The organism is Stappia sp. P2PMeth1 (assembly GCF_900185735.1).
GTDB lineage: Bacteria > Pseudomonadota > Alphaproteobacteria > Rhizobiales > Stappiaceae > Stappia.
In genome coordinates this window covers 117,385-134,113 of the sequence record NZ_FYAW01000005.1, presented here as the reverse complement: position 1 = coordinate 134,113, position 16,729 = coordinate 117,385, and the positions used below count along the sequence as shown (strand labels likewise).

The following is a 16,729-nucleotide window of genomic DNA, read 5'->3' as shown; positions in this document are numbered from 1 at the left end:
CCATTGCGGGGACCCAAACACCCGATCCCATCCCGAACTCGGAAGTGAAACGCCCCAGCGCCAATGGTACTGCGTCTCAAGACGTGGGAGAGTCGGTCGCCGCCAGGCCCGCAAAGCGCAAAAAAAATCCCTACAAAACATAACAATATCATCGCGGGGTGGAGCAGCCCCGTTTCCACGGACCGCTGATGTCCGCTGATACGTCTCCCTTTGCCATATTCGACAGCGTCACGCTCAAGCGTGGCGCTTTTTGCGTTTTCCAGGGCCTCTCGCTGGTGCTTTCGGAGCGCCGCATCGCGCTTGTCGGGCTCAATGGCTCGGGGAAGAGTTCGCTATTGCGCATGCTCAACGGCCTGCTGCTGCCGAATGACGGTGCGGTCACGGTGTTCGGCCTCGACAGCCGCAAGGACCAGCGCAAGCTGCCGCGCCATGTCGGCATGGTGTTCCAGAATCCCGACCACCAGATGATCTTTCCCACCGTGCTGGAGGAACTGTCCTTCGCCCCGCGGCAACTGGGCGCGAGCCGCGCGGATGCGGACGCGCTGGCGCGGGACCTGCTGGCCAGGAACGGCTGCGCCGACTGGGCGGAACGGCCGGTGGCCCTGCTGTCCGAAGGGCAGAAGCAACTGGTCTGCCTGCTGGCGGTGAGCATCGCCTCTCCGCAATTGCTGCTGTGCGACGAGCCCTTCGCCGGCCTCGACCTGTCGCTGCGGCTGCATTTTTCCAGGCACATTGCCGCAAGTCCCTCGCATGTGGTCATGGTCAGTCACGATCTGGAGGCCATTGCCGATTTCGAGCGGGCGATCTGGCTGGAAAAGGGGGCGGTGATGGCGGACGGAGCCCCCCAAGACGTGCTGCCTCGATATCGCGCATTCGCCGCCTCGCGCGCCGCGCAGCTTACCGCGGCCGCCCTGTGATCTCGGCCTATCTGCCCGGAACCACGATCCTGCACCGGATCGGCGCCGGCTGGAAGCTGATCGGCCTGCTGGCGACCTCCATGCTGCTGCTGCCCGTGGGCTCGCCGGTCGTCCTTGCCGGCGCGCTGGTGCTGGTGCTGGCGGTCCTCGCATCGCTCGGGGCGGGGGCGGCGACCGTCCTCCGTTCCTTGAAGCCGCTGGCCGCCGTCGTTGTTTTCATCCTTCTCCTGCATGCGCTCTTCGGAACCCTGGACGCCGGGATCGTGGTTGCCCTGCGGCTGGCATCCTTGCTGCTGCTGGCGACGCTGATCACCCTGACCACCCGGCTCGACGACATGCTGGACGCCTTGACGCCGGTGCTGCGCCCGGCGGTGTTTTTCGGCCTTTCGGAGCGGCGGCTGGCGCTGGCGATCGCGCTGTCCATCCGGTTCACGCCGATGCTGATCGACGTCATGCACCAGCTCAACGAGGCCTATCGGGCAAGATCCGGCCGTAACGGCCATGTCAGACTTGTTGCGCCGCTTTGCCTGCATGCTCTAAATGCCGCCGACCACATTGCCGAGGCGCTGGCTGCCCGCGGCGGTGCCAACGGCTGCCCACCGGAGGGCGGCGCGCCGAAGAAGGACCGATCCGAGAATGACCGCTGACCGTTCGCTCGTGCATATCGCCATTCATGTCGCGGTGATCTCCGCTCTCGGCTATTACCTGCCGGCCTTTACCACCCCCCTCACCGGCAGCGTCCCGATCACCGTCCAGAGCATGGGGATCATGCTGGCGGGGGTGATGCTTGGCCCGGTCCGGGGGGCGCTTGCCGTGCTGCTGTTTCTGCTGATCGTCGCGCTCGGCATGCCGTTGCTGTCGGGCGGGCGCGGCGGCATCGGCGTGTTCCTGTTGCCATCGGTCGGGTTTCTTGTCGGTTTTCCCGTGGCGGCCTTCGTCTGCGGCCTGATGATGCAGGCCTTGAAGCATCGCCCGGTGTTTCCCGCCGCGCTGCTCGCCTCGTTCGTGGGCGGGATTGTGGTCCTCTACCCGTTCGGCATTCTCGGGATTTCGGTCGTCGCCCAGAAGCCGCTGTTCGAATCCGCGGTCGGCGCGCTTATCTATCTGCCGGGCGACATGCTGAAGTGTCTCGCCACGGCCTTTGTCGCCACCACGATCGACCGGGGACGACCGGATGCGATTTTCCCTCGGCAATAGCCCGGACGCCGCAGGGCGGTCCCATGTCGGGGCGACCCTGGATGCGCTGGCCGGCAAAGACCCCGACCGGGCGGCGGTGAGCGACGGCCGGGAGACGCTGACGCGATCGGAGCTTCTCCGCCGGGTTCAAGCCATGCAGGCCGGTCTTGCGTCGGCCAGGGCACCGCAGCGCGTGCTGGTCGCGACCGCGGACGCGGTTCCCGCCCTTTGCCGTCTTCTGGCGGCGGCGCGCAGCGGCCGGGCCGCCGTTGTGGTCGACCCGGCACATCTGCAGCGCTACGGCGACGCCATCCGCGACACCTTGGCCCCCCTGATGCTGGAGTGGCCGGTCGCCCTGGAAAAAGATCGCCAGGGTAACGCCGGGGCCGGCGTGCCGGGCGAGCCATCGCTCCGGCCGGAGGCTCCGTTCTATATCGGCCTGACCTCCGGCTCGACAGGGCGCCCCAAGGCGTTCCAGCGGTCGCACCGGTCCTGGATCGAGAGCTTTCGGCTGGCGGGTGCGGCCTTCGCACTGGACGCGGACGAGCGGGTGTTCGTGCCGGGCGGGCTTGGGCATTCCCTGCATCTGTTCGGCGCCGCCCATGCCCTGCATCAGGGCTGGCGGGTGGACATTGCGCGCGGGTTTCAGCCCGCCGCCGTGATGCGGCGGATGCAGGCCGCCGGCAGCACGGTGCTGGTCGCGACGCCGACGCAGTTGCGCCTGCTGGCGAGGGCGGGCGAACGGGACGGTCTGCGCCTTGCCTGCCTGCGACGGATCCTGATCAGTGGCGCCAAGTGGCACGAACGTGACCGCGATCGCGTCGCCGCGGTCTTTCCGCAGGCCGAGTGCCACGAGTTCTACGGGACGTCCGAGACCAGTTTCATCAGTCATCGCGGCCCGGCGGATGCGTGCAGCGAGGGGGTTGGCCGTCCCTTTCCCGGTGTCGAGGTCGAGGTGCGCGGCGCCGGCGGGGACAGGCTTGCCGAGGGCATGGAGGGTGAGATCTGGGTGCGCAGCCCGCTGCTCTTCGATGGCTATGTCATGGGGGACGAACCCATGACGCGCAGCGCCGATGGCTGGCTGACCGTGGGCGACCGGGGGCATCTCGACAGCGCCGGACGGCTGCATCTTGCCGGGCGCGGCGGTCGCATGATCGTGACGTCCGGGCTCAACGTGTTTGCCGAGGAGATCGAGGCCGTGCTGATGGAGCATGCGGGCGTGCTGCAGGCCGCAGTGTTCGGCGTGGCGGACGGGTTGCGCGGCGCGCGGATCGTCGCGGCGCTGCAGGCCGGAGCGGAGGTCGATCCCGGCGCGCTCCGCCGTCATTGTCTTTTGCGGCTGGAGCGGACCAAGGTTCCGCTCAGGTTCCATATCCTGGACGACTGGCCGCTGACGCCGGGCGGGAAATCCGATCTTCCGGCGATCGAGGCCGAGGTGTCGAAACGGGAGGAGGCCGCCGATGCCGGCGTTTCTCGTCGCCGCGAGACGTAGCGCCGTCGCCCCGATGGGCGGGGCGTTCGCCGCGCTGGAGGTTGACGCGCTCACGGCGCCGGTGCTGCGCTCCTGCCTGTCGGACGCAGGGGAGCCGCAGGTGGATGAGGTGCTGGCCGGCAATGCGCTCTATGGCGGCGGCAATCCCGCTCGCCGCGCCGCGCTGCTGGCCGGCCTGCCGGAGACCGTCCCGGCGCTGACGCTCGATCGTCAATGCTGTTCGGGGCTCGATGCGATCCTCCTCGCCGCGCGCCTGGTGGAGGCGGGAGCCGCGAATAGCGTGCTGGCCGGCGGGTTCGAGAGTTATTCCCGCGCGCCTTTGCGCCTGCGGCGGCCGATTGCGGCAGGCGAAACGCCCGTTGCCTATGACCGGCCGCCCTTCATGCCCTGGCCCGACCGCGATCCCGACATGCCGGACGCGGCGGCGCGCCTTGCTGCCTTGCGGGCGATCGACGAGGACGCGCAGGCCGGTTTTTCCGTCGAGAGCCATGCCAGGGCGCAGGCCGCTGCCGACACGGAACGGTTCGCCGCCGAACTGGTGGAGATCGGTGGGCTCTTGCGCGACAGCTACACCCGTCGCCTGACCCGCGAGACCTGCCGGCGGTCGCGCGTCCTTGCCGGAGAGCCGGGATACCGGGTGCTCTCGGCGACGGCCGCCAGTTCGGCGGATGCCGCCGCCTTCGCGCTGGTCGTCTCGCACACCTGGCTTGAGAGCAGGCCGTCGCTGCCGGCCTGCCGGATCCTTGCAGGCGCCGCCCTAGGGGGAGACCCCTGCCTGCCCGGCCTTGCGCCGGTCGCAGCGGCGCGAAAGCTGCTGTCCGCCAAGGCTGTCGATGCCGGGGGTCTTGCCGTCAGCGAGGTGATGGAGGCCTATGCGGTGCAGGCGATGGCCTGCATGACGGATCTCGGTCTCGATCCCGAACGGGTCAATCGCGGGGGAGGGGCGCTTGCCCGCGGCCATCCGATCGGCGCTTCGGGAGCGATCCTTGCCGTGCGGCTGTTTCACGAGTTGCAGCGCGAGCCGCCGGGCAGCTTCGGGCTCGCCGCCATTGCGAGCGCTGGTGGTCTCGGCACGGCGCTCCTGTTGCAACGAATATAGGCGGCGCTGTCACGCTGTCAGCGCGGCGGATACCAGTAGCGGGCGTTCTCGTCGCCGCGCTGGATCAGCACGAACTGGTTGGCGAACACCCGGTAGCCATGGCTCCAGTTGCCGTCGGGCCAGCGCACCCGTATGACGGCGCGCTCGGCGACGCCCAAGCCGAGATGCACGAAACCGGCTTGTCCTGACGCGTGGCCACCGCCGATGCCTATCTCGCGGGTGAGGCTGCGGGCGCCGACGCGAATGCTCAGCTTGGCCCCGACGGCGTTGCGATTGGCGCCGTCCTGCGACAGGGCGACGGCGACCCAGTTGCCGAGCGGTTTCGGACGCCGGCCTTCATCCTCGCGTCCAAGGTTGCGGAACAGGCTGACGGGGGCCTCCCGATTGACGACGACGAGGTCGAGCAGGCCGTCCATGTTGAAATCGGCAAGGCCGGCGCCGCGTCCGCGGCGGTCGAGTGCGATCCCCGCGCGGTCGCCCTGCTCGACGAAGCGGCCGTTCCATTGCTGGATCAGCAGGTTGTCCGGGTCGAAGGCGGCGAAATCGGGCATCGCCTCGACATTGCCCTTGGCGATGAACAGGTCCTGGAGCGTGTCGTTGTTGACGTCCTGGAACTCCGCGTGCCAGCCGGTCGAGGGGCGCATGTCCTCGCCCGTATAGGGGCGGTGCGCCGTCACCCCACGTTCGAAGGCAATATCCCGGTAGACGGGCAGCAGGTCGTCGCCCTCCTGGTCGATGGTCTGCAGCTTGGTGTCGCCCATGCTGGTGAGGGCATATTCGGGCAGGCCGTCGCCATCGAGGTCGGTGCTGGCGATCCCCATGCCCCAGATCTTCAGGTGGCGCCATCCATCGCTGCGGCGATAGGGGCGGGGCGGCCGGCCGGGAGGCAGCGCCCAGAGCTGTTCCTCGCCGCCGCGATAGTAGTGACGGTCGTTGGAAATGCGCAGCGCCGGTTCCCCGGAGCGATTCCAGTCGGTGAACAGCATCGACAGGCTGCAATAGCCGGGCGTGAGGACAAAGCTCTCGGAATAGTCCGCTGCCTCACCAGCGCGGGGACGGTGCAGGACGTTGTCGTCGCAGGTTCCCCAGGGCGAGCCGGGGGCGCTGCGGTCGACATAGTTGCCGAAGGCGAGGGTTGGGAAAGCCAGGTCCTTCTCGAACACCGCGGCAAAGCCGGTCGTCCAACCGCGGCCGCCATTGAACGAGAAGCGGCGATTGGCAGGCTCGAAGCGACAGTCGCCGATGCCGCGCAGCACCTGGTTCTCGCCGACCCTCAGCAGAACCAGATCCATTATCCCGTCATTGTCGATGTCGAGCGGATAGGCTCCGGTGACATTTTCGAGCAGCCTTTCGGGAATGCCGGTCTCCACCGGCTCGAAGGCGAGCGGACCTCCCGTCGCGGACCTGTTCCGGTAGAGGACCGAAGGTGTGTCGCCGCCGGCAAGGAACAGGTCGGGGCGGCGGTCGCCGTCGCAGTCGAGGATCGCTGCGCCGCCGCCGACGAAATACTCCCAAGGGCCGGTATAGCTGTGGTCGATGCCGGCGCGTTTCGCCTCCTCGACAAAGACCGGTACGGGAGCGGGGGCCTCGTCGGCGAAGCCGGTCTGCGGTGCCTGGAGCCCACCCAACAGGGCGAGTGCAAGGGCCGCCCAAGCGGGGCGTAGCGCGGTGCCACGGCGCCTCATCGCGGAATTTCCAGGGTGCGCAGGAAGGCGATGATCGCCTGACGGTCGTCGTCGGCAAGGGCTTCATAGGCTTCGCGGGCCGGTCGGGCCGCGCCCGCATGCGCGCGGATCACCTCGTCCAGCGATGTCAGGTCGGCGCGATGACCATAGGGCGCCGTCGAGCCGACGCCCCACAGCTCGGCCGTCAGGAAGACATCCCGGTCGACGAAGCGCTGGCCCAGCAACTCGTTGCCCAGGGTTGGATCGCGGGCATCGGCGATCCGGTGGCGCTTCAGGTCGCCATAGAGCGGAACGAGGATGTTGCCCTCCGCATCCCGTGGCAGGGCCTTGACGAAGTCGAGCGCGGCAAGGTCGATCTCCAGCGGCGCCTCGACATCGGCCTCGCGCAGGGTTCCCGCCGTCTCGATCGGCCCCGGATCGCGGAACACCGCGGAGGCCAGCGGCAAGGCCGGTATATGGCAGGAGGCGCAGCCGATGTCGGCGAAGAGGTCCTGGCCGCGCTCGGAGGCCTGGCGCCAGGCATCCGGAAGATCGTCCTTGCGCGAGGGAGCGGGCAGGGTCGCCTGCCAGACGACCAGTGCGGTCACGTCGGCGGCGGAGATTTCGTCCTCGACCCCGTCCTCGTCGAAGTCGCGTGTGCCGGTCCATGTGGCGCCGAACCGCTCGACGGCCTGGATGCCGTGGTGATGGTTGAGCGCATTGACGGTGAACTGCCGCAGCGAGCCGAAGACGCCTTTCTGGGAGAACGGGCGCAGCACAAGGTCCGCGTCGATGCCGTCGATGGCGGAGACATCGAGGCCGCCGCCGGGATCGGCGGCGATCCGGCCGAAGGAGACGCCCTTGGCGACGAGGTCGGCGACCGCCGGCGCGCCGGTTCGCCGTGCCGTTGCAAGAGCCTCGTCGCGCTGGCGTTGCAGATCGGCGGTCATCTCGCGCGCCAGCAGTTCGATCAGGCCGGCGCCCTGCAGGGCGGGCGAGCCGCGCTCGTTGGAGAACTGCGGGTCGATCGTGTCAAAGTCGGCGCTTTCGAAACCCTCCGACACGAACACATTGGCGGTGAAGGAGGCGCCGCCGCCGATCACGGGCTCGTGATGGCACGAGGCGCAGGCGCCGGCGTCGAGACCGGCAAGGCGCTGGAACCGCTGGGGCGGCGGGCGGCGGCGCTTGGTGGGAATGATGGCCTGGGTCGCCATCGGCCGGCCGGCGCCTTCCTCGACCAGAAACTGGCCGATGAACAGGCGCTCGCCGCGAGCGCGAAGGGCCTCGATGCGCTCCTGCATCGGCAGTCCCGCGACAGCTTCAAGATCGAGCGGGGTGCCGAGCACCCTCTCGCTCCAGGGCGGCAGATCGGACGCGCCCGCCGCCAGCGGAAAGGCGAGGGCTGCAAGAAGCGGGGCGGCAATACGTTTCCAGCACGGCATCCAGCCTATCCTCCCAGCATCTCCCTCTGATTGCCGTACCCCGTCTCGGAGAAGACCTCCGTATCGAGGGCGTGCAGCGCGCGGGCAACGGTGCCGCGAAGGATGAGATCTTCCTCCCAGGCAATGGCCTCGATCTCGACGCTGCCGCGCAGGTCGCTGACAAGCCCCTCCTCCAGGGCTGCGAGCGCCGCCGCTTCCATCAGCGGATAGGCGTCGGCTGCAGCTCCCGTGACGACGATGCGGCGAGGATCGAGCGTGGCGATCACCCGCGCGAAGGCATAGCCGAGCGCCGTGCCGCCGGCATGAAAGGCCTCCAGCGTGCCGGGGTCGCCGGCGCGGGCGGCGGCGATCAACTCGCGGATCGTCTCCCGGCCGACCGGCAGGCAGGCTGGCGGCGTCTGCAGGTCGAGGCCTCTGGCATGGCGCAGCAGGGCGTAGTCGCCGAGATAGGCTTCCAGGCAGCCACGCCGGCCGCATCGACACAGCGCGCCTCCCGGAATGTGATTGGCATGGCCGATCTCCGCGGCCGCCCCGGTCTCGCCGACGAAGAGGCGGTCGTTGATGAACAGGCCCATGCCGACGCCGTAATCGACGAAGAGGACCGCGAACGTGCCGCCATAGCGCTGCGGGTCGCTGCGGTGCAGGGCCTCGGCGATCATGTTGGTGTCGTTGAACAGCAGGCAGGGCACGCCGAAAGCCCGGGCGAGGGGGCCGATGATCTGGACATGGCGCACGGCGAAGGCCGGCGACCAGGCCACCGTGCCGGCGCTGTCGTCGACGACGCCTTGAGAGGCGAGGGCGATGAACGAGGGCGCCACCCCGCCGGCGCGGGCGATGAAGGCACGCAGGCTGCCGATCAGGATTTCGCTGAAGCCATCGGCGGTCACGGAGGTGCTGTCGAAACCGGCGACATCGCGCTCGATGAGCCGGCCGCTGTAATCGGCGAGGGCCATCTCGATGGTGTTCACCGAAAGCTTGACCGCCAGCACCCGCGCCGCCGGACCATGCAGCGCCAGAAGGCTGCGGGGACGGCCCCTTGCGCCCTTCTCGCGCTCGCGCTGGCAGTCGTCCTCGACGCCGGCGACGAGGCCTTCGGAGATCAGATCGGAGGTGATCGAGGTGACGGTGGCAGGGCTGAGCCGGGTGACGCGGCCAAGGTCTATGCGCGCCTGAGGTCCGTTGCGCCGAAGCGCCTGCAAGACAACCGAGCGGTTCTGGCGCCGTATCTGATCGCGGTCGGCCTTCTGCGTCATGCCCATACCAGACTGTTCGTTTCCACCCTGATGGGACATGTGTCCGGAACGCGCCTCGGCAGAAACCGCAATTCACGCCGGCCGGGTGTTTTTGTCATGATCCCGGAGCCTCATCGAGAAACCATGTTGACAGGGGCGGTCGTTTGGAGCAACTTTTTTTCGGACGTCGAAAAAAATAAAATTTCGTCGGCGAACCGGAACGCGACCCCATCGGCCGGGAGGCACAACGCCGGGGTGTTCGTGTCAGCTACAAGATCCTTCGTTCCGCATTTGGGAGGAGCGGGGATAAATCGGAGGAAACACATCATGAGCAGATTCTATCCGCTTCTCGCCGGAGCGCTCCTCATTTCGGTTGCGCTGCCGATGCAGGCGCAGGCGCAGGACATCACCGTCGGCGTGAGCTGGTCGAACTTCCAGGAAGAGCGCTGGAAGACCGATGAAGGGGCGATCAAGGCGGCGCTCGAGGCTGCCGGCGCGACCTATGTTTCCGCCGACGCCCAGTCCTCGTCCGCCAAGCAGCTCTCGGATGTCGAGGCGCTGATCGCGCAGGGCGTCGACGCGCTGATCATTCTCGCGCAGGATTCCCAGGCGATCGGCCCGGCCATCCAGGCGGCGGCCAACGAGGGCATTCCGGTGGTCGGCTATGACCGGCTGATCGAGGACGACCGCGCCTTCTATCTGACCTTCGACAATGTCGAGGTCGGCCGGATGCAGGCCCGCGAGGTCCTGAAGCAGGCGCCGGAAGGCAATTACGTGATGATCAAGGGCTCGCCGACCGATCCCAACGCGGACTTCCTGCGTGGCGGTCAGCAGGAAGTCCTGCAGGAGGCGATCGACGGCGGCAAGATCAAGATCGTCGGCGAAGCCTATACGGACGCCTGGCTGCCGGCCAATGCCCAGCGGAACATGGAGCAGATCCTCACCGCCAACAACAACAACGTGGATGCGGTCGTCGCCTCGAACGACGGAACCGCCGGCGGCGTCGTCGCCGCCCTCACCGCGCAGGGCATGGAAGGCATCCCCGTTTCCGGCCAGGATGGCGACCATGCGGCTCTCAACCGGGTGGCCAAGGGCACCCAGACCGTTTCGGTGTGGAAGGACGCGCGCGAACTCGGCAAGGCGGCCGGCGAGATCGCCGTGGCGCTCGCCAAGGGCGGCACGATGGACAGCATCGAGGGCGCCGGCAAGTGGACCTCGCCCAGTGGCACGGAACTGACCGCCCGCTTCCTGGCTCCGATCCCCGTCACCCGTGACAATCTGTCGGTGGTGGTCGATGCGGGCTGGATCACCAAGGATGCCCTTTGCCAGGGCGTCAGCGGCGGTCCGGCGCCCTGCAACTGAGCCTGAACCCAGAGCAGAGCAAGGCCCTGTCCCGATTCCGGTCGGGGCAGGGCGGGCCGAGGATGGCTGACATCCGGCCCCGAGGCGATGCGTGAGGCGCGCGCCTCCAAGCGGGAGCTTTTCCATGTCTGATACCGCAGTGTCCGGGCAGAAGGCGCCGGCGAACAGGTCATTTTTTTCCGCGCTGCAGATCGACACGCGCCTGCTCGGAATGATCGGCGCGTTCGTCGCCCTGTGCCTGGTGTTCAATGTGTTCACCGGCGGCAATTTCCTGACGCCGCGCAACATCTTCAACCTGACGATCCAGACGGTCTCCGTCGCCATCATGGCGACCGGCATGGTGTTCGTCATCGTCACCCGCCATATCGACCTGTCCGTCGGGTCGCTGCTGGCGACCGTGGCGGCGGTCATGGCCATCGTTCAGACCCAGATCCTGCCGGGGGTCTTCGGCTTGCAGCTCGGGCATCCGGCGATCTGGATCCTGGCGATCCTCGCCGGTGTGGTGGTCGGCACGGTGATCGGCGCCTTCCAGGGCGTTCTGATCGGCTATCTCGGCATTCCCGCCTTCATCGTCACGCTCGGCGGGTTGCTGGTCTGGCGCAATGCGGCCTGGTTCATCACCGACGGCCAGACGATCGGGCCGCTCGATGCGCGGTTCACGATGATCGGCGGCATCGGCGGCACGCTGGGGGTCACATGGTCGTGGATCTTCGCCGTGCTGGCGGTGGTCGCGGCGCTGGCGCTGCAGGTCTCCGCGCGGCGGCGCAAGCAGAAGCACGGCTTCCCGGTCAAGCCGATCTGGGCGGAGGCGGCGCTCGGCGCCATCGTCGCGGGCGCCATCGTCGGGTTCATTGCGATCCTCAACGCCTATCAGGTGCCCGCGCGGGTGCTGCAGCGCGATTTCGCCGCGCGCGGCCTGGAGGTGCCGGAGGGCTATACCGCAGGCTACGGGCTGCCTTATTCGGTGCTGCTGCTGATCGTCGTCGCCGTCTGCATGACGGTGGTGGCCCGGCGGACGCGGCTCGGGCGCTACATCTTCGCGGCGGGCGGCAACCCGGACGCGGCCGAGCTGTCGGGCATCAACACCCGCCTGCTGACGGTCAAGATCTTCGCGATCATGGGCGGGCTTTGCGCCCTGTCGGCGGCAGTGGCATCCGCCCGCCTCGGCTTTTCCACCAATGATATCGGCACGCTGGACGAGCTGCGCGTGATCGCGGCTGCCGTGATCGGCGGCACGGCGCTGTCCGGCGGCATCGGTACCATCTACGGCGCCATTCTCGGCGCGCTGATCATGCAATCGCTGCAGTCCGGCATGGCGATGGTCGGCGTCGACGCACCGCTGCAGAACATCGTCGTCGGCGTTGTGCTGGTCGTGGCGGTGCTCGTCGATATCCTCTATCGCAAGCGGACGGGAGACTGAGCCATGGCAACGCCCCTCGTACAGATGAAGGACATCTGCATTTCCTTCGGCGGTGTGCATGCGGTCGATCATGTCGATGTCGACCTTTACCCGGGCGAAGTGGTCGGGTTGCTCGGCCACAACGGTGCCGGCAAGTCGACCCTGATCAAGGTCCTGTCGGGGGCCTACCGCGCCGACAGCGGCGAGATCCTGATCGACGGCAAACCGGCGACGATCAACAGTCCGCGGGACGCGCGCAACCTCAATATCGAGACGATCTACCAGACGCTGGCGCTGGCCGACAATCTGGACGCCGCCTCGAACCTGTTCCTCGGGCGCGAAATCGTGACCCCTCTCGGTTTCGTCGACGACGATGCGATGGAGGCCGAGACCCGCAAGATCCTCAGCCGGCTCAATCCGAACTTCCGCAAGTTCAAGGCGCCGGTGAAGGCCCTGTCCGGCGGGCAGCGGCAATCGGTGGCGATTGCCCGGGCGGTCTATTTCAACGCCCGGATCCTGATCATGGACGAGCCGACGGCGGCGCTTGGCGTCCATGAGACGCAGATGGTTTCCGACCTCATCAAGGAGCTCAAGAAGCAGGGGCTCGGCATCTTCCTCATCAGCCACGACATTCATGATGTGTTCGATCTGGCCGACCGGCTCGTGGTGATGAAGAACGGCAAGCTGGTCGGGAGCGCCCGCACGCAGGACGTTACCAAGGACGAGGTGCTGGGAATGATCATCCTCGGAAAATGTCCGGACGGCGCCGTTCCCGGCCCCGGCGCGTTCATGGATGCCTCCACCGCCGCGTGATGCGGTGCGGCAAGGCGGTTGGACGGAAGGCTTTTTTCGGTCGGGACTTCTCATCGGGAGCGAGTTCCCTTAGGCTTTGCGCATGAACGCGCCGCCGCCCGTTTCCGATGACATGGCCCTGTTTCTGGATTTCGACGGAACGCTTGTCGAGATTGCCAGGACACCCGGCGCGGTCGAGGCGAGCGGAGCGATGATCGCGTGTCTGGAAGGGATCGTCGCCCATCTCGGCGGCGCCCTGGCGATTGTCAGCGGCCGACCCATCCATGAGATCGACCACCATCTCGCGCCGTTGCGGCTTCCCTGCGCCGGTCTGCACGGACTTGAGACCCGGCTGCATCCGGACGACGAGATCGAACGCGCGCCGATCGGCCCGGAGATCGAGGCGCTGAAGGCAGCGCTTGCCGGCAGCGGGTTGCTCGGGCGCGGCGTTTCCATCGAGGACAAGGGCGCGGCCATCGCTGTTCACTACCGGATCGCCCCGGACTGCGAAGATGCGGTCGTGGAGGTGATGCAAGCGGCCGTCGCCGAGCTTCCCGACCTGCATCTCGTCCGCGGCAAGATGGTGGTGGAGGCCAAGCCCGCCTATCGCGACAAGGGCTGGGCGGTCGGCGCCTTCATGGACCTTGCCCCCTTTCGCGGGCGGACCCCGGTCTTCGTCGGCGATGACGTGACCGACGAGGACGGGATCCGCGCGGCCGAAGCCGTGGGCGGCTTCGGGGTGAAGGTGGGAACCGCCGAGAGCCTCGCCCGGTTTCGTGTCAGCGACGTCGCCGGTGTGCGCGACTGGCTGGCCCTCGGCCTTCCGGCAAAGGCACTGGCAAGGACACGATCTTCATGACGTTCGATCGCAAGGCTTCCCTCGATCTCGCGCTGGTCGGCAATTGCTCGATCACGGCACTGATCGACAGGATGGCGCGGGTGGTCTGGCTGTGCCTGCCACGGTTCGATGGTGATCCTGTCTTCCATGGGCTGCTCGGCACCTGCAGCGACGAAAGGGACGGCCTGTTCGCCATCGAACTGGAAAATGCCAGCCGCAGCGAGCAGTCCTATCTGGAAAACACCGCCATCGTGGTGACGCGGATCTTCGACGACGCCGGCAATGCCATCGAGATCACCGACTGCGCGCCGCGCTTCCAGACCAAGGGGCGGATGTTCCGTCCGACGGCGCTCGTCCGGCGGGTACGGCCGATCTCCGGCCATCCGAGAATTCGCGTCCGGTGCCGACCGCGCTTCGACTACGGTGCACGCGCACCGGAGGTGACCTATGGCTCCAATCACATGCGCTTCGTCGACAACGGCCAGACCGTTCGCCTGACGACGAACGCCTCGATCACCTATGTGCGCGACGAGACGCCGTTTCTGCTCGACGGCCCTGTCTCCTTCTATTTCGGGCCCGACGAGAGCCTGACGCATCACCCCGAAACCCTGTGCCGGGAGTTCGAGGAAGAGACCGCATTGCATTGGCGGATGTGGACCCGCCGCCTTGGCCTGCCCCTCGACTATCAGGAGGCGGTGATCCGCGCCGCGATCACGCTGAAACTGTGCACCTACGAGGAAACCGGCGCGATCATTGCGGCGGTGACAACCTCGATTCCCGAAGCCGCCGACAGCGGACGAACCTGGGATTACCGCTATTGCTGGCTGCGCGACGCGTTTTTCGTGGTGCGGGCTCTGAACTCGCTCTCCGAGATGGAGACGATGGAGAACTATCTCCGTTACATCAACAATATCGCCTCGATGACCGGTGGCGGACACGTGCAGCCGCTCTACGGGATCGCGCTGGAGGCGCGGCTGATCGAGCGGACAGTCGACCTGCCTGGTTATCGGGGCATGGGGCCGGTCAGGGTCGGCAATCAGGCCTATGAGCATTTCCAGCACGACGTCTATGGCAACATCGTGCTTGGCGCCTCGCAGGCGTTTTTCGACAAGCGTCTCCTGCGGCAGCCCGGCGTCGACGATTTCGAACGGCTGGAGGTGATCGGCGAGCGTGCCTTTGCCATGCACGACCAGCCCGATGCCGGTCTGTGGGAGCTGCGCACGCGCGCCCGGGTCCATACCTCGTCCTCGCTGATGTGCTGGGCGGCGTGCGACCGGCTGGCCAAGATCGCCCGTCAGTTCGACCGGCAGGAGCGGGCGCTGTTCTGGCAGGACCGCGCCGATACCATCCGCTCGGCGATCCTGTCGCGGGGATGGAATGCCGACACCAACGCTTTCGTCGAAAGCTTCGAGGGACGCGATCTGGACGCCAGCCTGCTGCTGATTGCCGAGGTCGGTTTCCTGCCGCCGCAGGATCCGCGTTTCATCGCGACAGTGGAACGCATCGGCGCGACCCTTCGCCGTGGCAAGCATCTCTTCCGCTATCACGCGGCCGACGATTTCGGCGCGCCGGAGAACGCCTTCAATATCTGCACCTTCTGGTACATCGACGCCCTGGCGCGGATCGGCCGCAAGGAGGAGGCCTGCGAGATCTACGAGACGATGCTGGCCTGCCGCAACCATGTCGGTCTGCTCTCGGAGGACACCGACCCGGCAACCGGTGAAATGTGGGGCAACTTTCCGCAAACCTATTCGATGGTCGGGATCATCAATTGCGCCACCCGGCTGTCCGCGGGGTGGGAGAGCCTCGTCTGACACGTGCGCCCGGGGTCCCCGCCAACGGGTTCCGCGATCGATGACGGTGCTGTCCGGGCGCTTTCGCCGCTCGGCGCCGAGGCACTCGCCGCGCAACACCACGGAGAACCCAATGTCCAGACTCGTCGTCGTTTCCAACCGTGTCGGTCCGCTCAAGGATACCGGCCGGGCTGGCGGTCTGGCGGTGGCGCTGGTCGATGCCCTGAGCGAGACGGGGGGACTGTGGTTCGGCTGGAGCGGCGAGATCTCCGAGGAGGGAACCTTCGGCACCCTCAAAGAGGGCGGCGGCACGCGCAAGGTGGCGATGGCGACGGTCGACATGGCCCAGGCCGATTACGACGAGTTCTATGCCGGCTATGCCAATCGCACGCTCTGGCCGGTGCTGCATTATCGCCTCGACCTTGCGGTTTTCGACCGACGTTTCGAGGACGGCTATCGGCGGGTCAACGAGCGCTTCGCGACGCGTCTGCGTCCGCTGCTCCAGGCCGACGACATCATCTGGGTGCATGACTACCATTTCCTGCCCTTCGCGGCGGAGCTGCGGGCGATGGATATCGGCAATCCGATCGGGTTCTTCCTGCACATTCCCTTCCCGGCCCCGGAAATTCTGGCTGGCCTGCCCAACGCAGAAAGGCTGGTGCGGCGAATGCTGGCCTATGACGTGATCGGCTTCCAGACGCGAAGGGATGCCGCCAATTTCCGCCGCTTCGCGGTGGAAGAGCTTGGAGCGGTCGAACGTGACGGGGGCGCGCTGGAGGTCGGCGGCGGCGTGGTGATCGCCCGCGCCTTTCCCATCGGCATCGATGCGGCCGGCTTTGCCCGGCAGGCGACGACGCCGGAAGCGCGGCGCAACACCGCGCGCATGGAGAAGCTGCTGGCGGGGCGCCAGCAGATCATCGGTGTCGACCGGATCGATTATTCCAAGGGCCTGCCGGAGCGGTTTCGCGCCTTCGGTCGCTTGCTGGAGGACTATCCCGAGAACCGGGGCAGGGTGAGCCTGATGCAGGTGGCGCCGCCGTCCCGCGCCGAACTGGACGCCTATGCGGAAATCCGCCGCGAGCTCGAGGAGTTGACGGGGAACATCAACGGGCGTTTCGCCGATGTCGACTGGACGCCGATCCGCTACATGACCCGGTCCTTCACCCGGCGCGCGCTCGCCGGGATCTATCGCGCGAGCCGCGTCGCGCTGGTGACGCCGCTGCGGGACGGCATGAACCTGGTGGCCAAGGAGTATGTCGCGGCGCAGCGGGCGGAGGATCCGGGCGTGGTGGTGCTGTCGCGCTTCGCGGGGGCGGCGGAGGACATGCCGGAGGCGCTGATCGTCAATCCGCATTCGGCGGAAGGGGTGGCATCGAGCCTGCAGACGGCGCTCAACATGCCGCTGGAGGAGCGCCGCTCGCGCTGGCAGGCGCTCTATGAGCGCATCTGCCAACACGATGCGGCGGCCTGGGCCGGCTCGTTCCTGGAGACCTTGCGCGGCCGTGCGACCACCTGACGGCGCA

The 16,729-nt window shown here is 67.4% G+C and carries 14 protein-coding genes and 1 rRNA gene; 12 read left to right on the top strand and 3 right to left on the bottom strand.

Features of this window, described 5'->3' with window-relative positions:
• From rrf to P2PM1_RS01515, 6 genes are all read left to right on the top strand, one after another.
• Positions 1–108 (top strand): 5S ribosomal RNA (rrf, locus tag P2PM1_RS01540); the annotation flags it as partial.
• A gap of 80 nt (positions 109–188) precedes the next feature.
• Positions 189–917 (top strand): energy-coupling factor ABC transporter ATP-binding protein, encoded by a 729-nt coding sequence (locus P2PM1_RS01535; RefSeq protein ID WP_186397913.1) that lies wholly within the window; start codon positions 189–191, stop codon positions 915–917.
• Positions 914–1,564, top strand: coding sequence for a CbiQ family ECF transporter T component (locus P2PM1_RS01530; RefSeq protein WP_186397912.1), 651 nt, complete (start codon positions 914–916; stop codon positions 1,562–1,564). Before P2PM1_RS01535 ends, P2PM1_RS01530 begins: the two co-directional genes overlap by 4 nt.
• Positions 1,554–2,114 (top strand): biotin transporter BioY, encoded by a 561-nt coding sequence (locus tag P2PM1_RS01525; RefSeq protein ID WP_186390260.1) that lies wholly within the window; start codon positions 1,554–1,556, stop codon positions 2,112–2,114. The genes P2PM1_RS01530 and P2PM1_RS01525 overlap by 11 nt, the downstream gene beginning before the upstream one ends.
• Entirely contained in the window at positions 2,092–3,585 is a 1,494-nt protein-coding gene (locus P2PM1_RS01520) for an AMP-binding protein (RefSeq protein WP_186397911.1), read from the top strand. Before P2PM1_RS01525 ends, P2PM1_RS01520 begins: the two co-directional genes overlap by 23 nt.
• Entirely contained in the window at positions 3,554–4,684 is a 1,131-nt protein-coding gene (locus tag P2PM1_RS01515; RefSeq protein WP_186397910.1) for a thiolase family protein, read from the top strand. Before P2PM1_RS01520 ends, P2PM1_RS01515 begins: the two co-directional genes overlap by 32 nt.
• Positions 4,685–4,701: 17 nt before the next feature.
• On the opposite strand, the gene P2PM1_RS01510 is transcribed toward P2PM1_RS01515, so the two are convergent.
• Genes P2PM1_RS01510 through P2PM1_RS01500 form a run of 3 tightly spaced genes read right to left on the bottom strand, consistent with a single transcriptional unit; the run spans position 4,702 to position 9,043 of the window.
• Positions 4,702–6,369, bottom strand: coding sequence for a CRTAC1 family protein (locus P2PM1_RS01510; protein ID WP_186397909.1), 1,668 nt, complete (start codon positions 6,367–6,369; stop codon positions 4,702–4,704).
• Positions 6,366–7,790, bottom strand: coding sequence for a di-heme oxidoredictase family protein (locus tag P2PM1_RS01505; RefSeq protein WP_186397908.1), 1,425 nt, complete (start codon positions 7,788–7,790; stop codon positions 6,366–6,368). Before P2PM1_RS01505 ends, P2PM1_RS01510 begins: the two co-directional genes overlap by 4 nt.
• Before the next feature lie 5 nt (positions 7,791–7,795).
• Positions 7,796–9,043 (bottom strand): ROK family protein, encoded by a 1,248-nt coding sequence (locus P2PM1_RS01500; RefSeq protein WP_186397907.1) that lies wholly within the window; start codon positions 9,041–9,043, stop codon positions 7,796–7,798.
• Between the two features lie 306 nt (positions 9,044–9,349).
• Between P2PM1_RS01500 and xylF the strand changes: the two genes are divergently transcribed.
• The 6 genes from xylF (at position 9,350) to P2PM1_RS01470 (ending at position 16,722) form a co-directional block, all read left to right on the top strand.
• Positions 9,350–10,384 carry a D-xylose ABC transporter substrate-binding protein gene (gene xylF / locus P2PM1_RS01495; protein WP_186390266.1) on the top strand — a complete coding sequence of 345 codons (1,035 nt, stop codon included), beginning with the start codon at positions 9,350–9,352 and terminating at the stop codon, positions 10,382–10,384.
• A 124-nt stretch (positions 10,385–10,508) separates the two neighbouring features.
• Positions 10,509–11,804: a sugar ABC transporter permease gene (locus tag P2PM1_RS01490; protein WP_186390267.1), complete on the top strand. Its 1,296-nt coding sequence runs from the start codon at positions 10,509–10,511 to the stop codon at positions 11,802–11,804.
• A gap of 3 nt (positions 11,805–11,807) precedes the next feature.
• Positions 11,808–12,596 (top strand): ATP-binding cassette domain-containing protein, encoded by a 789-nt coding sequence (locus P2PM1_RS01485; protein ID WP_208984408.1) that lies wholly within the window; start codon positions 11,808–11,810, stop codon positions 12,594–12,596.
• 82 nt (positions 12,597–12,678) lie between these two features.
• Positions 12,679–13,434 carry a trehalose-phosphatase gene (otsB, locus tag P2PM1_RS01480; protein ID WP_186390268.1) on the top strand — a complete coding sequence of 252 codons (756 nt, stop codon included), beginning with the start codon at positions 12,679–12,681 and terminating at the stop codon, positions 13,432–13,434.
• On the top strand, positions 13,431–15,227 hold the full coding sequence (locus P2PM1_RS01475; RefSeq protein WP_186397906.1) for a glycoside hydrolase family 15 protein: 1,797 nt from the start codon (positions 13,431–13,433) through the stop codon (positions 15,225–15,227). The genes otsB and P2PM1_RS01475 overlap by 4 nt, the downstream gene beginning before the upstream one ends.
• Before the next feature lie 112 nt (positions 15,228–15,339).
• The gene (locus tag P2PM1_RS01470; RefSeq protein ID WP_186397905.1) at positions 15,340–16,722 is read left to right on the top strand and encodes a trehalose-6-phosphate synthase; all 1,383 of its coding nucleotides are present in this window, start codon (positions 15,340–15,342) and stop codon (positions 16,720–16,722) included.
• The last annotated feature ends 7 nt before the right edge of the window (positions 16,723–16,729 follow it).

What these genes read in the sequence shown, in the direction of transcription:
- P2PM1_RS01535 (WP_186397913.1), top strand. Translation starts at nt 189, where the DNA reads ATGTCCGCTGATACGTCTCCCTTTGCCATATTCGACAGCGTCACGCTC.
- P2PM1_RS01525 (WP_186390260.1), top strand. Translation starts at nt 1,554, where the DNA reads ATGACCGCTGACCGTTCGCTCGTGCATATCGCCATTCATGTCGCGGTG.
- P2PM1_RS01520 (WP_186397911.1), top strand. Translation starts at nt 2,092, where the DNA reads ATGCGATTTTCCCTCGGCAATAGCCCGGACGCCGCAGGGCGGTCCCAT.
- P2PM1_RS01515 (WP_186397910.1), top strand. Translation starts at nt 3,554, where the DNA reads ATGCCGGCGTTTCTCGTCGCCGCGAGACGTAGCGCCGTCGCCCCGATG.
- P2PM1_RS01510 (WP_186397909.1), bottom strand. Translation starts at nt 6,369, where the DNA reads ATGAGGCGCCGTGGCACCGCGCTACGCCCCGCTTGGGCGGCCCTTGCA.
- P2PM1_RS01505 (WP_186397908.1), bottom strand. Translation starts at nt 7,790, where the DNA reads ATGCCGTGCTGGAAACGTATTGCCGCCCCGCTTCTTGCAGCCCTCGCC.
- P2PM1_RS01500 (WP_186397907.1), bottom strand. Translation starts at nt 9,043, where the DNA reads ATGACGCAGAAGGCCGACCGCGATCAGATACGGCGCCAGAACCGCTCG.
- xylF (WP_186390266.1), top strand. Translation starts at nt 9,350, where the DNA reads ATGAGCAGATTCTATCCGCTTCTCGCCGGAGCGCTCCTCATTTCGGTT.
- P2PM1_RS01490 (WP_186390267.1), top strand. Translation starts at nt 10,509, where the DNA reads ATGTCTGATACCGCAGTGTCCGGGCAGAAGGCGCCGGCGAACAGGTCA.
- P2PM1_RS01485 (WP_208984408.1), top strand. Translation starts at nt 11,808, where the DNA reads ATGGCAACGCCCCTCGTACAGATGAAGGACATCTGCATTTCCTTCGGC.
- otsB (WP_186390268.1), top strand. Translation starts at nt 12,679, where the DNA reads ATGAACGCGCCGCCGCCCGTTTCCGATGACATGGCCCTGTTTCTGGAT.
- P2PM1_RS01475 (WP_186397906.1), top strand. Translation starts at nt 13,431, where the DNA reads ATGACGTTCGATCGCAAGGCTTCCCTCGATCTCGCGCTGGTCGGCAAT.
- P2PM1_RS01470 (WP_186397905.1), top strand. Translation starts at nt 15,340, where the DNA reads ATGTCCAGACTCGTCGTCGTTTCCAACCGTGTCGGTCCGCTCAAGGAT.